We start from the raw sequence: 13,925 nt of genomic DNA on the forward strand, positions 1-13,925 counted from the left end.
CGGCGGCCCCCACCCGGCCCCTCCCTTCCGGAACGGGACGGCCGGGGATCAGGCGCCGGTGTAGTGGGCGGCGTACTCCTCGCCGGGCGGGACGACCGTGATGACGTCGATCAGCACGCCGTCGGGGGCGGCGGTGATGAAGTGGCGCTGGCCGAAGTTCTCGGTGCGCAGGGACAGCAGTTCGGGCAGGCCGGCCTCGGTCACCAGCCGCCGGTGTTCCGCGTCCACGTCGTCCACCTCGAAGTTCAGCAGCAGGCCGCCCCGGAGCGCCTCCCGGTGGCCCTCGGGGAGGGTCGGGTGGGCGTGGTCCAGCAGGGCGAGTTCGTACTGCGGCGCGTCGGGGCGGCGCAGGCTGACGTACCAGTCGGCCTCGAAGGTCACCTCGAACCCGAAGTGCCGGGTGTAGAAGTCGCGCGAGGCCGCCACGTCCCGGGTGGCGAGCACCGGGTAGAAGCCGCCGAGCCGGGTCGTGGGCGTGGTGCTCGGTTGATGCGTCACGGCAGAGTCCTCCGGTCTCATTTCACATACCCCGGGTATGTGGATCGATGCGCGCTAGCATACCCCGGGTATGTGAAAGAGGAAGGGCGGTGGGCGTGATGGCGGTCAGCCGGGCGCGGCAGCGGGCGGCGACACGGCAGGCGCTGCTCGACGAGGGGCGGCGGCGGTTCGCCGCGGACGGGTACCACCAGGTGGTGCTGGCCGAGGTGGCGAGCGCCGCCGGGGTGACCAAGGGCGCCGCCTACCACCACTTCGCCAGCAAGGCGGGGCTCTTCCGGGCCGTCGTCGCCGAGGTCCAGCGGGAACTGGGGGAGCGGGTCGCGACCGCCGCCGGGCACCACGAGGAGTTGTGGGAGCAGCTCCGGGCCGGCTGCCGGGCCTTCCTGGCCGCGGGGAGCGACCCTGCGGTACGGCGGATCCTGCTGATCGACGCGCCGACCGTGCTCGGCTGGGACGAGTGGCGGGCGCTGGACGAGGAGTCCTCCGCCCGGCACCTCACCGACATCCTGGCGGCGCTCGCCGGGGCGGGGATCATCGCCGACGAGCCGGTGGAGCCCTTGGCCCGGCTGCTCTCGGGGGCGATGAACGAGTCCGCGCTGTGGATCGCGCGGGGCGGCGACCCCCGGGCCGCGGAACGGGCGCTCGACCGGCTGCTGGCCGGACTGCGCACCCCCGCCGGGGCGCCGCCCGGCCCCGGCGGGTGACCGCTTCCCGCCCCGGTCGGCGGTGCCCCGTCAGGGGTGCCGGTGGTAGGCCTTGTTGACGATGCGCCAGACGCCGTCGGCCCGGACCAGCAGGAAGACGTCGGTGAACGTGTCCGGGCCGTGGAAGAGCGTCATGGTCGCGGTCGCGACGGTGCCGTGGACCTCGACGGTGTCCAGGCGGCGGGTGCGGCTCGCCTCGTCGGCGGCCGGGCGGCCGGTGAAGAGGGCGCAGTACTCGTCCAGCGGCCAGGAGACGAACGCGCCGTCCCGGATCCCCTCGATGTGGGCGGTGGGCCGGAACGCCTCCCGGAAGTGGGCGGGATCGCCGGTGGCGTGCCCGCGCAGGTAGGCGCGGAGGGGTGCGAGCACGGCGTCGTCCACGGCGGGGGCCGTGGCGGCGACGGCGATGTCGGCCGCGGCGTCCACGGTGGAGCCGGCCAGTCCGGCGGCGACGCCCAGGGGAGCGCGGGACGCACCGGCCAGCAGAGCCAGGTCCTTGGCCAGCGCGCCGGTGGTGAACTCGGCCGGGGCGGCGGCCGGTCCGGCGGTGAGGAAGGGGCGTTTGCGCGCCACCAGCCCGCCGAGCTGGCCGAGTTCCAGGACGTCGAGCACCTCGGCGCGGGGCAGGCCCAGGGCCTCGGCCTGCCGCAGGGAGTCGCGCAGCGCGAGGACGGCGCCGGCGAGGCTGTGGTTGGCGATCAGCTTGAGCGCGGCGGCGGTGGGGACGTCGTCGACGGGCCGGACGGTGCCCAGCGCTGCCAGCACCGGCCGGGCCCGGTCGAGCGCGTCCGCGTCCGCGGCGGCGAGAATCCGCAGCGTACCGGCGGCGGCAGCCGGTACCGAGCCGAGCACCGGCGCGTGGACGTAGGCCGGGCCGTACCGCCGGGCCAGGGCGGAGGCCTCGGCGGGGGCGACGGTGCCGGTGTTCACCACCGTCGCGCCGGCGCGCAGCGCGGCGCGGGCGTCGTCGAGGACCTGCCGGCAGGCCGCCCCGTCGAACAGCGCCAGGAGCACGAGGTCGGCCCCGGCCACGGCGTCGTGCAGATCAACGGTGGTCCGGACGGTGCCCGACGTGCGCCCCGAGCGCGTCCAGCCGACGACGTTCCAGCCCTCGGTGGCCAGTCGGGTCGCGATCGCCTCGCCCATGCGGCCCAGCCCGAGGACGGCGATCGTGTGCGGTGTGGTCATGCACGCCACAATGCTGTGCCGGAAGACCTGCGACAAGCGCAGATTGCGCAGGGCACCCCTGCATGAGGCGCATACCGGCCCGGCATACTGGCGCCATGGACCTGACGGTGTGGCGCACCTTCGTCACCGTGTGCCGGCTCGGATCGCTGTCGGCGGCGGCCGCCGAGCTGCATCACACCCAGTCGGCCGTCTCCCGCCAGATCGCCGGCCTGGAGCGGCAGATCGGCGTGCCCCTGGTGGCGCGGCACGCGCGCGGTGTACGCCCGACGCCCGCCGGCGAGGTGTTCCGGCACCACGCGCTGGCCACGCTCAACGAGGCCGACCGTGCCGTGCACGCGGCACGGGAGGCCGGCGAGGGGGTGTCCGACCGGCCCCTGGCCGTCGGTGCGACGCCCTCGCTCGCCGCGGGGATCGTCCCCGAGGCCGTCCGGGCCCTGCTGGAGGAGACCGGACCGCTGCGCTGGAGCCTGCTCCCCGGCCTGAGCGCGGGCCTGCACCACCGGGTGCTCTCCGGGGAACTCGACGTCGCCGTCGTCACCGACGCGCCGCCGGGCCTGCCCCACGACCCGCGGGTGGAGCGCCGCTTCCTCGGGCTGGACGAGATGGTGGTCGCCCTGCCCGCCGGACACCCGCGGGCCGGGCGGGGCCCGGTGCACCTGCGGACCCTCGCCGACCAGACCTGGGTCGAGGACAACGACGGATCGGCGGCGCTCCTGCACCAGCACGCAGCCCGTGCCGGGGCCGGCGCCCGGATCGATCTCACCGCGGCCGATCTGCCGGGCAAGCTCGCCCTGGTCGCGACCGGCCACGCGATCGCGCTGATTCCCGGCGTGCTGACCCGCGCACTGCGCACCGACATCACCACCGTGGGCCTGGTCGATCCCCCGACCCGCGGGATCTACACGATCACGCCGCGCCGCGACCCCCACCCCCGCGCGGCGGCCCTGCTCGACCAGCTCACCGTGGCCTTCGCCGCGGTCCGTCCCGGCCACGCCGGACACCGGCCGACGGACCCGGGGACCCGCCCCGCGGTGCTCGTACCTCGCGAGGGCACCACGGACCCGTGAGCCGGGACGGTCCGCGACCGGGACACCGCCGGCCCCCGGGGAGACGGCCGGCCGCGGCCCCCACGGCGGCTGCCGGCCGGTCGGCCTCCGGGACGGTTGCCGGCCGACGGCCCCACGGCGGTTGCTAGGCCAACGACCTCCGCGGGGGCCACCGGCCCGCGGTGGGATGTCGGTGCCGCCGCATAGCATCCGCGCCATGCGTGAGTTCTTCGACGTCGGCGGCCGGAAACTGTCCTACCTGGACTTCGGTGGTCCGGGCGCTCCCCTGCTGGCGCTGCACGGACACTACAACGAGGCGTCGGCGTTCGCGCCGCTGGCCGAGGCGCTGGCACCGCGGTGGCGGGTGCTCGCGCTCGACCAGCGCGGGCACGGCGAGTCCGACCGCGCCCGGTGTTACGGGCGGGACGGCTACGTCGCCGATGTCGCCGCCTTCCACCGGCACCTGGGCATCGGCCCGGTGGCGGTGCTGGGCCACTCGCTGGGCGGGGTGAACGCGTACCAGTACGCGGCCCGGTGGCCGGAACGGGTCCGTGCGCTGATCGTCGAGGACATCGGTGCGGTGGTGAACAGCGACTGGTCCTTCACCCTGCGCCTGCCCCGCCGTGCGCCGTCGCGCCAGGACCTGGTGACCGCGCTGGGGCCGGTGGCCCCCTACCTGGAGTGCTCCTTCCGCCGGTCGGACGACGGCTGGGGATTCTCGTTCGGCATCGAGCACACGGTGGCGTCCCAGCGGGCACTCAACGGCGACCACTGGCCGGACTGGACGGCGGTGGCCTGCCCCACCCTGCTGATCCGGGGCACACGCAGCGACGAGCTGACCGCCGGCCATGCCGCCGAGATGATCGCCCGCCGCGCCGGCCGGGCCCGTCTCGTGGAGCTGCCCGCCGGCCACGTCGTCCACCACGACGCCCCGGACCGGTTCGCCGCCGCCGTCGAGGACTTCCTGTCCGATCCGGGCTGAGCCCCTGCGCGAGGTGGCCGGCCGGGACCGGAGGAACCACCGGCGAAGAGGCCGCGGCGTCCCGGCGACGGTGGCCGGGCACGCCCCGCCCGGCCACCGCCCGGTCGCGCATCCGCCCAAGCTCCGCGGGCGGTTCACCGCACCGGTCCGGCCGGGGCCACCGGGTCAGTACAGGGTCAGCCCGTAGGCGGCGAGGATCTCGGAGACCGGCTGGTAGAAGGTGCTGCCGCCGGTCCGGCAGTTGCCGCTGCCGCTCACGATGAAGCCCAGGGCGGTGGTGCCGGAGAAGGCGGGGCCTCCCACGTCGCCCGGCTCGGAGCAGATGGTGGACCGGAACAGGCCGGTCACCGTGCCCTCCGGGTAGTTCACGGAGACGTTCACCGCGCTCACCGTGCCGCAGTGGATGCCGGAGACGCGGCCCAGGTGACACATCGACTGTCCCACGACCGGAAGAGCTGCGCCGGTGATGTCACGCACCGTCCCGTCGCGCAGGGTCACCTCGCCGGGGTGGGTGACGGCGGTGCCGGTGTAGCGGAGCAGACCGTAGTCGTCAGCCGGGAAGTGCGCACCGATGGTGGTCCCGACCACGACGCTGCGGGAGGGATCGGCGTACCAGGTGGTGCCGGGCCCGGCGCAGTGACCGGGCATCAGGGCGTAGTAGGTGCTGCCCGAGCGGGCGTTGAAGGCCACCGTGCACACCGTGCCGTCGGCGCCGTAGAGGGTGTCGCCGCCACGGACGGCGGTGGTGGCGGCCGGCCCGGCGTCCGGCTGCCGGGCGCCCGACGCGGCGGCCGGTGACGCCGTCAGGGCGGCCAGCACCGCGGCGACGCCCGTCGCCAGGGCGCGCAGCCGGCGCAGGCCCGATCGCGCGGAGCGGGCGGAGCGGTCGGAGCGGTTGACGGAGCGCATGGGTCCTCCCGGGTGAGCTGCTCGACGACCCGAGTCGTCCTGCGTGGTTCCTGCCGTTGCCGTACCTGCTGTTGCCGTACCTGTCGTTGCCGGGGCTACTCGCCGTCCCGGTGCCGGCGGCCCCGGTGCCCGTGCCACGGGCGGGTGTGCCGCCGTGGCGGGGACGGGCGTTCACCGGCCCGTGCCCTCCCACCATGCCGCCGACGGGCCGCCGGGTCGAGGGGTGTGCGCCCCTCGGTGGCGATCCGCCCCCGCACCGCTGCGGAATCCCGCACTCGCCCGGCCCGCCGCCCCGCGTCGGGCGGTGAGGCCCCGGAGGCTCGGCGGGCACCGGCTGCCGATCGCCGCGCACCCCGAGCCGGTGGTTCCCGCCCGGAGCGGTCCCGCCGGTCACCGCGGTGTCCCCTCCGGCACGGGAAGGCCGGGGGCACCGGCCACCGACCTCGCCGAATCCCGACGGGACCCGCACCGCGCGGGGACGTCTCGACCGGATGTGCTCCCACCGCCGGACGGAAGCCTTACCCTTGCGGACGAGACGCGGAGCGGGGGAGGGCACGACGGGAGCGACGCAGCCGGGCCGTGACCCGGTCACAGCGGGCTGGCAGGCCGTCCGTGACGACGGTCGCATCCGTCCCGAACTGCTCGAAGCCGCCTGGGCCGAACCCCGCCTGCGCCGGCTGTTCCCGTGGACGGGCATGGGAGAGCTGCACTTCAGCCGCTGCACACAGCCGCGATGGACATGGGACATTCCCTACATCCGGCCCGGGGCGAGCGGTGGTTACCTGGTCTGCGGCCCCCTGCGCGGCGAGACCGTCGGGCCGGCCACCACGCCGCGGGAAGCCATCGCGATGGTGGTCGAGCGTCTCCCCCCGAACTGCGGGCCCGCTTTCGTCGGAACCCCGGAAGAACTCGCGATGCACGAAGCCGGAGCCCGGCCCACCGCCGCCGGGTGGGGGAACGCCGACCACTCCCCGACCTGACCCGGTCCGATCGCCCGCACATCGGCGGAGAGATGTCCCATGCCGCCATCGTGATCAGCCTCCCGGAGCGGCGGCAACCCGGGTACCGGCAGCCCGCTGCCGCTGTGCTCGGACACCGCCGCCCGGGCCGGTGGGACGGTTCCCGGTCCGCCGGATACCCGGGGCCACCCGCCCGCCCGGGTCCGGCATCCGCGGAAACGGTGCCTCCGCGGACGCCGGCCCGGTGCGGTGCGGGCAACCGGCACCGGGACGCTACTCGGTGCGCAGCGCCGTGGCCGTACGCGCCCGGGCCGCCCAGCCGGCCGGGACCAGCGCGCCCAGCACCGCGATCACCACCCCGCCCAGTCCCAACAGGAGCAACTGGACGGGCCCGTACACGTCGAGGACCGATGACGGCAGGCCGGTGCCGGCGGCACGCCCCATCACCGGCATGACGAGGTGGTGCAGCGCGTATCCCGCCGGCACGCCGATCAGCCCGCCGATCGCGCCGATCGCGGCCACCGGGGAGAGCACGAGGCTCACGGTCTGCCGCGGCGACATGCCGATCGCCTTGCAGACGCCCAGGTCGTGGATGCGTTCCCGGGTGTCCAGGACCACGGAGTTGAGGACCCCGAGGCCGGCCACGCAGATCAGCATCAGGGTGAGCAGCACCGCCGTCGCGGACATGATGAGGATGGTGCCCTCCTGGCCCGAGCGGGCGTTGGTCGTGGCGTCACCGCCCAGCGGCCGTACGACCGCGGAGATCTCCCGCGCGTACCGGTCGGCGGAGACGCCGGGCTTCACGTCGACGAGGAAGCGGTCCGGCTCGGCCGACGCGAAGTTGGCCATGTCCGCGTGGATCTCCAGCTCGCCGCCCGAGGTGTCGAAGGACTCGCCCACGATCCGCAGGTCCACGGTCTCCTTCTCGTAGGTCACCCGCACCGTGTCGCCGATCTCGGTGCTGGTCCTCTCCAGGAAGCGCGTGGGCACCACCACCTGACCCGTGCCGGTGATCCAGTGCCCGTCGATCATCGCGTGGCTGCCGGAGCGCGCATCCCCCTCGTAGAGGCCGGCCCGGACCGAGCCGGAGATCCCGGCCACGGCGACCTCGGTCCGGGTCTTGCCGTAGTACGACCCCGTGCCCGCCCGTGACGTGATGGCGGCCCGCACCTTTGCCGGATCGGCGGCACGAGGCCGGGACGGGCGTGGCTCGCCGCCGTCCACCGGCGACGGATCCGCCGCGCCGCCGTCCACCGGCGACGGACCTGTCTCGCCGCCCGCCGCCGGCGGAGGCGGAGGGGGAGGGGGAGCGAGGTCGTTCAGCCCGGTGGTCGTGACCGTGACCGCGGCACGGCTCTCGGGGTCCTGGGAGTTGCCGATCGCGGTGAGGGACGAGGTCAGCCCTACCGCGAAGGTCGCCGCGACCGTGCCGAACGCCACCGCGAGCAGCACGGCGAGGGTACGGACCGGATGCGTGAAGGGGGTGGCGAGGCCGTAGGTCACCGGACGCGGCAGCGGCAGCAGCCCCATCACCCGCTGGGCCCACCGGCCGCGTCCGGTGCGCGGCGACCGGCCGACGGTGATCGCCTCGACCGTGCGCAGTCTCCCCGCCCGCAGCGCCGGAACCAGCGCCGCGAGCCCGACGACGACCAGGGCGGCGGCCGGCACCGCGACGTCCACCCACCAGGCCACCGAGAGCGAGACGGTGCCGTACAGCGCCTCGGCGTCCGCCAGCAGCGGCACCGCCAGGAGGTTGCCCAGGGCGACGCCCAGGACGATGCCGGCACCGGCCGGAATCAGCGCCTGGGCCACGTAGGCGCGTACCACCTCGCGCGGGGTGAAGCCGATGGCCTTGAGGATGCCGATCCTGCGCAGACCGGTGCCGACCGCACCACTGATCACACTGCTGACGATGATCACCGACATCGCGATGCCGAGCGCACCGAAGGCCACCACGAACGGGACGGTCGCCGCCGCGGCCTGATCGGCGGCGCGTTTGGTGTCCAGCCAGGACTGCGTGCCCAGCAGCGCCCCGGGGGCCACGGAGGCGGCCAGCCTCTTCCGGCCGGCGAGGATCTGTTCCGTCGTGCTCGCGGAGTCGAAGCGGTAGAGCATCTGGCTCGTGACCGGGTTGCCCTCCGACGCCAGCGCGCCGACCTGCGCGGGCGTCACCCAGGCGTCGGCGCTCTCGCCGGCCGACACGGCGAAGCCGACGACCGACAGCGTGGCGGCGTCCGTGGTGTCCGACGTCCTCAGGGTGGCGCCGATCCCGATGGTGGGCCCCTCGAAGGACGCCGCGAGCACGATCTCGCCCGGCTTCCGCGGCCACCGGCCGGACCTCAGCTCCACGCGGTCCACGTCGCCGTCCGGACCGGACCGCCCGACCAGGGTCAGCGTCGGCAGCCGGAATCCTGTCCGGTCCACCGGGCGGAACCCGGTCGACGGGTACGGCCCCGAACTCGCGGTGACACCGGCCGCATTCCCGGTCTCCGCCAGCTGTGCCGCGCTCACCCCGGCCGGATCGAACTGGGCGGTGAGGTGCGCACCCCGCTGCTTGCCGAAGGCGTGGTCGAACGGCGCGGCCGCGGCGACCATCAGCGACCCGGCGACCACGGCCGACGCCACGGCCATCAGGGTGGCCACGGCGATCACCACGGTCTGCACCCGCCGCCGGCCGACCCCGGCACGTACGACCCGGCCCAGCGCGCCGGTACCGAACGGCCTCATCGGGCGGCCCGCGCGGAGGAGTCGCGGGCGACGTGGCCGTCGACCAGGTGGACGGTGCGGCTCGCGCAGGCCGTGGCCAGCGCCGGGTCGTGCGTCACCAGCACGATGGTCTGACCGGCCCGGTGCAGATCCAGCAGCAGATCGCGGACGTCGTGGCCCGAGGCGGTGTCGAGCGCGCCGGTGGGCTCGTCGGCGAGCAGCAGCGCCGGCCGGTTGACCAGGGCGCGGGCGACCGCGACCCGCTGGCGTTCGCCTCCGGACAGCCGGCCCGGGTAGGCGCGGGCGTGCTGCCGGATGCCCAGCATCTCCATCAGCTCCCCCGCGCGGGCCGCGGCCTCGCGCCGGCCGGTCCCGGTCAGCTGGGCCGGGAGCTGGATGTTGTCGGTGACGGTGAGGTCGTCGAGAAGGTTGAAGAACTGGAAGGCCATGCCGATGTGCCGGCGGCGGAACGTGGCGAGGGCGTGCTCGCTCAACCGGTCGATCCGTCGCCCGGCCACGATCACGGCGCCCTCGGTCGGCCTGTCCAGGCCGGCGACGAGGTTCAGCAGCGTGGACTTGCCGCTGCCGGAAGGTCCCGTGACGGCAAGCGCCTCACCCCGGGCGACGCCGAGCGTGAGCGGTCCCAGTGCCGGCGCGCCGGCGCTGTCGTAGCGCTTGGTCACACGCTCCAGTTCGATCACGTGCTGCATATGAGTTGTCCGTCCTTGCGGTCACGAGGGACAGGCCGTTGCCCGTGCCGCGAACCTAGGGATGCCGCGTGGTGGAACGCCTCGGCCGCGGAACCGAGATCGGGCCCTCCCCGCGGAGGATCCGGCCGCGGGGTCCTCCTTGAGGAGTAGGCCGCCGGGACGGTGCGCCCGGCCGGACAGGCGGACGCGGGCCCGGCGGGGAGCGCAGCACAATGCACGGGTGGAGACGGAAGCCCGGCGCAGCCGGCATCGGCAACTCATCGACCTGCTCCGCCCGGAGGCGAAGCCCGCCCCGCTGTCCCGGCGGGCGGTGCGCGCCGACGTGGTGCTGGCGGGCGTCCTGACCGTCGTGGCCCTGTTCGTGGCGGCGCGCGGTGCCGGCGACGGGCCGGTGCACCTCGGTCCCCCCACGGTGGAGGCCGGGACCGGGGTGCCGGCCCCGCCCCGGCCGCCCGGCCCCGGTCAGGTGCCCGAGGGGGAACCCGCCTCCGCGCCCTGGGCCCTGGTCGTCGTCTCGACGCTGCCGCTGGCGGGCCGGCGCCGGTATCCGCTGGCCTTGTTCCTGGTGGTGCTGGGGGCGGCACTGGCCATCGGCGACTCCGCCTCCTGGATCACCGTCCTGGCCTGTGTCATCGCCGCCTACAGCGCCGTCGTGCACAGCCGCTACCGGACGGCGGCGATCGTCGTCCTGGTGATCGCCGCCGTGCTGTCCGGCATCGCCTTCCGCAACGCGGACCCCGTGCTCCCGGGGTGGTCCAGCCCGGGATTCGTGCTCCTGGTGGCCGGGTCGCTGGCCAGCCTCGTCCGCTTCCTTCAGCTGCGGCTGGCCGCGGACCGGGACCGGATGGCGGAACTGCGGGCCGCCCAGGAGGAGGCCACGCGGCGCGCCGTGGCGGAGGAGCGTGCCCGCATCGCCGCCGAGCTGCACGACGTCGTGACCCACAATGTGAGCGTGATGGTGATCCAGGCCGGCGCGGCCCGCACCGTGATGGACATGGCGCCCGAGCGGTCGAAGGAGGCGCTGCTGGCCGTCGAGGCGGGCGGCCGGGCCGCCATGGCCGAACTCCGCCATGTGATGGGCCTGCTGGCCGCACCGGACCAGGAGAGGCCGGACGGCCTGGAGCCCCAGCCCGGGCTCGCGCGGCTGGACGCGCTCGTCGCACGGGTACGCGCCACCGGCACGCCCGTGGGCGTCGCGGTGTCGCTGCCGCCCGACCCGCTCCCACCGGGGGTGGACCTCGCGGCGTATCGCGTCGTCCAGGAGGCACTGACCAACACGATGAAACACGCGCGCGGCGCGCGGGCGTCCGTCGTCGTCGGTCACACCGACGACTGGCTGGAGATCGAGGTCACCGACACCGGCGGCGCCGGTGACCACCCGCCGGTGCGTGGCGGCGGCCGTGGCCTCATGGGGGTGCGCGAACGGCTGGCCGTCTACCGGGGCGAGCTGACGGCCGGACCGGCACCGGCCGGCGGCTACCGGGTGACGGCCCGCATCCCGCGGAGCGCGGTATGACCGCGGACCGGGCACCACTGCGCGCCGTCATCGCCGACGACCAGGCCCTGGTCCGCACCGGTTTCGCGATGATCCTGGCCGCCGGCGGCATCGAGGTGACGGCCGAGGCCGCCGACGGGGCCGAGGCCGTCGCGGCGGTGCGCCGCACACAGCCCGACGTCGTCCTCATGGACATCCGGATGCCGGGGATGGACGGCATCGAGGCCACCCGGCACATCACCGGCGACGCCGGCCCGGCCGGCACGCGGGTGGTCATCCTCACCACGTACGACCTCGACCACTACGTCTACGCCGCGCTCACCGCCGGCGCCAGCGGCTTCCTGCTCAAGGACGTCACCCCCGAACACCTGGTGTCCGCCCTGCGCCTGGTGCGGACCGGCGACGCCCTCCTCGCGCCCACGATCACCCGCCGGCTGATCGAGCGCTTCGCCCGTCGCGACGAGCCGCGGACCGTCGCCCCGCACCGCGATCTGTCCGGCCTGACCCCGCGCGAACTGGAGGTGCTCCGCCTGCTCGCGACGGGCCTGAGCAATGCCGAACTCGCCTCCCGGCTGTTCCTCAGCCCGACCACGGTCAAGAGTCACGTCGGCCGCATCCTGTCCAAGCTGGACCTGCGCGACCGCGTCCAGGCCGTCGTCTTCGCCTACGAGTCGGGGCTCGTCTCCCCCGGCGGGACGACCGGGTGACGGGGTGACGGCCCCTACCGGCCGCAGCCGGCCGGCGGCCGGACGGAGGGGACGGGAGGGCAGGGAAACCCACGGAGGCCGCCGCCCCCGCCCACCGGCCCGCACCGGCACCGGCAGGAGGCGCGGCGGCGTCGCCGCGTCAGATGTCGCGGAACGTCTCGATCTGCGCGCCGATGGAGTTCAGCCGCTCGGCGAGGTCCTCGTAACCCCGGTTGATCACATAGACGTTGCGCAGCACCGACGTGCCCTCGGCCGCCATCATCGCCAGCAGCACCACCACCGCCGGGCGGAGCGCGGGCGGGCACATCATCTCGGCGCTGCGCCAGCGGGTCGGGCCCTCGACCAGGACGCGGTGCGGGTCGAGCAGTTTGACGCCGGCGCCGAGCCGGTTGAGGTCGGTGAGGTAGATGGCGCGGTTGTCGTAGACCCAGTCGTGGATGAGGGTCGAGCCCTGGGCGGTCGCCGCGATGGCCGCGAAGAACGGCACGTTGTCGATGTTCAGGCCGGGGAACGGCATCGGGTGGATCTTGTCGAGCGGGGCGCTCAGCTTCGACGGCCGGACCGTCAGGTCGATCAGCCGGGTACGGCCGTTGTCCGCCGGGTACTCGGGGCTGCGCTCGTGGTCGAGTCCCATCTCCTCCAGTACCGCCAGCTCGATCTCCAGGAACTCCACCGGCACCCGGCGGATCGTCAGCTCCGACTCGGTGACCACCGCGGCGGCGAGCAGGCTCATCGCCTCCACCGGGTCCTCGGAGGGGGCGTAGTCCACGTCCCGGTCGATGTGTGCCACGCCGTGCACGGTGAGCGTGGTGGTGCCGACCCCCTCGACCTTGACGCCCAGCTGTTCCAGGAAGAAGCACAGGTCCTGGACCATGTAGTTGGAGGAGGCGTTGCGGATGACCGAGATGCCGTCGTAGCGGGCGGCGGCGAGCAGCGCATTCTCGGTCACCGTGTCGCCGCGCTCGGTCAGCACGATCGCGCGGGTGGGGGAGACCGAACGGTCCACCTGGGCGTGGTAGGTGCCGTCGGTGGCGGTGATCTCCAGCCCGAAGTGCCGCAGCGCGGTCATGTGCGGCTGCACGGTACGGGTTCCCAGGTCGCAGCCGCCCGCGTAGGGAATCTTGAAGGAGTCCAGGCGGTGCAGCAGCGGGCCCAGGAACATGATGACGCTGCGCGTGCGCCGGGCGGCCTCGGTGTCCATCGCGTCCAGGTCCAGCTCGGCCGGCGGCACGATCTCCAGGTCCGCGCCGTCGTTGATCCAGCGGGTGCGCACCCCGATGCTCCCCAGCACCTCCAGGATCCGGTACACCTCCTCGATCCGCGCGACCCGGCGCAGCGTGGTACGGCCGGAGTTGAGCAGGGAGGCGCACAGCAGGGCGACGCAGGCGTTCTTGCTCGTCTTCACATCGATGCTGCCGGAGAGCCGGCGGCCACCGACCACCCGCAGATGCATGGGCCCGGCGTATCCCAGGGAGACGATCTCACTGTCCAGCGCCTCACCGATACGGGCGATCATCTCAAGACTGATGTTCTGGTTGCCTCGCTCGATGCGGTTGACCGCGCTCTGGCTCGTACCGAGCGCCTCCGCGAGCTGCGACTGCGTCCAGCCCCGGTGCTGGCGGGCGTCGCGGATGAGCTTGCCGATACGCGTGAGGTAGTCATCTGTCATGACGATGATGCTATCTCACATATGAGATGCAGATGATATGGGTGGGGTCATCCGGAGTACCGGGTTCACCCGACGGTGTCACCGGTCGCCGGCGTCATGGCGGTGTCCCGGGCGGTGCTTTCCGGCCGTCCGGGACACCGCCATGACGTCCCGTCCGGCCTCCCGTCGGGGGCCGCGCCGCCCCGGGTGAGCCGTTCCGGGCTCCCGCCGCGGGCCGTGCCGCCGGCTGACGCGCCGTCCGCCGATCCGCCGGCCGGGGCCGGGTCGGCCCGTCGCCGGACCGCCCGTCAGGGTCGTCAGGGGCATGCCGCCGGACGCGGGGCCGACCACGGCCGTGGTCGGCCCGTCGGGT

General features: G+C 74.6%; 12 protein-coding genes. 6 read left to right on the plus strand and 6 right to left on the minus strand.

The window, feature by feature from the left end; genetic code table 11:
* Window positions 1-48 precede the first annotated feature (48 nt).
* The gene (locus IHE55_RS22945; RefSeq protein WP_307826788.1) at window positions 49-498 is read right to left on the minus strand and encodes a VOC family protein; all 450 of its coding nucleotides are present in this window, start codon (window positions 496-498) and stop codon (window positions 49-51) included.
* 98 nt (window positions 499-596) lie between these two features.
* Between IHE55_RS22945 and IHE55_RS22950 the strand changes: the two genes are divergently transcribed.
* Window positions 597-1,202 carry a TetR/AcrR family transcriptional regulator gene (locus tag IHE55_RS22950; protein ID WP_197992180.1) on the plus strand — a complete coding sequence of 202 codons (606 nt, stop codon included), beginning with the start codon at window positions 597-599 and terminating at the stop codon, window positions 1,200-1,202.
* A gap of 30 nt (window positions 1,203-1,232) precedes the next feature.
* Here IHE55_RS22950 and IHE55_RS22955 read toward each other — a convergent pair whose 3' ends face one another.
* The gene (locus IHE55_RS22955) at window positions 1,233-2,390 is read right to left on the minus strand and encodes a nuclear transport factor 2 family protein (protein WP_197990751.1); all 1,158 of its coding nucleotides are present in this window, start codon (window positions 2,388-2,390) and stop codon (window positions 1,233-1,235) included.
* A gap of 95 nt (window positions 2,391-2,485) precedes the next feature.
* Here IHE55_RS22955 and IHE55_RS22960 point away from each other — a divergent pair, with 95 nt between their 5' ends.
* Together IHE55_RS22960 and IHE55_RS22965 are read left to right on the plus strand one after the other, a co-directional pair.
* On the plus strand, window positions 2,486-3,457 hold the full coding sequence (locus tag IHE55_RS22960) for a LysR family transcriptional regulator (RefSeq protein ID WP_197990752.1): 972 nt from the start codon (window positions 2,486-2,488) through the stop codon (window positions 3,455-3,457).
* Window positions 3,458-3,653: 196 nt separating this feature from the next.
* On the plus strand, window positions 3,654-4,418 hold the full coding sequence (locus IHE55_RS22965; RefSeq protein ID WP_232265665.1) for an alpha/beta fold hydrolase: 765 nt from the start codon (window positions 3,654-3,656) through the stop codon (window positions 4,416-4,418).
* A 165-nt stretch (window positions 4,419-4,583) separates the two neighbouring features.
* Here IHE55_RS22965 and IHE55_RS22970 read toward each other — a convergent pair whose 3' ends face one another.
* Window positions 4,584-5,327 (minus strand): S1 family peptidase, encoded by a 744-nt coding sequence (locus tag IHE55_RS22970; RefSeq protein WP_197990754.1) that lies wholly within the window; start codon window positions 5,325-5,327, stop codon window positions 4,584-4,586.
* A gap of 524 nt (window positions 5,328-5,851) precedes the next feature.
* Here IHE55_RS22970 and IHE55_RS22975 point away from each other — a divergent pair.
* Window positions 5,852-6,307, plus strand: a complete 456-nt coding sequence (locus tag IHE55_RS22975) for a DUF6193 family natural product biosynthesis protein (protein WP_232265666.1) — start codon at window positions 5,852-5,854, stop codon at window positions 6,305-6,307.
* A 252-nt stretch (window positions 6,308-6,559) separates the two neighbouring features.
* On the opposite strand, the gene IHE55_RS22980 is transcribed toward IHE55_RS22975, so the two are convergent.
* Both IHE55_RS22980 and IHE55_RS22985 read right to left on the minus strand, forming a co-directional pair.
* The gene (locus IHE55_RS22980) at window positions 6,560-9,013 is read right to left on the minus strand and encodes an FtsX-like permease family protein (RefSeq protein ID WP_197990755.1); all 2,454 of its coding nucleotides are present in this window, start codon (window positions 9,011-9,013) and stop codon (window positions 6,560-6,562) included.
* The gene (locus tag IHE55_RS22985) at window positions 9,010-9,702 is read right to left on the minus strand and encodes an ABC transporter ATP-binding protein (RefSeq protein WP_197990756.1); all 693 of its coding nucleotides are present in this window, start codon (window positions 9,700-9,702) and stop codon (window positions 9,010-9,012) included. The genes IHE55_RS22980 and IHE55_RS22985 overlap by 4 nt, the downstream gene beginning before the upstream one ends.
* A 220-nt stretch (window positions 9,703-9,922) precedes the next feature.
* Here IHE55_RS22985 and IHE55_RS22990 point away from each other — a divergent pair, with 220 nt between their 5' ends.
* Both IHE55_RS22990 and IHE55_RS22995 read left to right on the plus strand, forming a co-directional pair.
* Window positions 9,923-11,218: a sensor histidine kinase gene (locus IHE55_RS22990; protein ID WP_197990757.1), complete on the plus strand. Its 1,296-nt coding sequence runs from the start codon at window positions 9,923-9,925 to the stop codon at window positions 11,216-11,218.
* Window positions 11,215-11,904, plus strand: a complete 690-nt coding sequence (locus IHE55_RS22995; RefSeq protein WP_197990758.1) for a response regulator — start codon at window positions 11,215-11,217, stop codon at window positions 11,902-11,904. Before IHE55_RS22990 ends, IHE55_RS22995 begins: the two co-directional genes overlap by 4 nt.
* Before the next feature lie 139 nt (window positions 11,905-12,043).
* Here IHE55_RS22995 and IHE55_RS23000 read toward each other — a convergent pair whose 3' ends face one another.
* Window positions 12,044-13,573, minus strand: coding sequence for a helix-turn-helix domain-containing protein (locus IHE55_RS23000; protein WP_197990759.1), 1,530 nt, complete (start codon window positions 13,571-13,573; stop codon window positions 12,044-12,046).
* Window positions 13,574-13,925: the final 352 nt, after the last annotated feature.

This window comes from Streptomyces pactum (assembly GCF_016031615.1).
Lineage (GTDB): Bacteria > Actinomycetota > Actinomycetes > Streptomycetales > Streptomycetaceae > Streptomyces > Streptomyces pactus.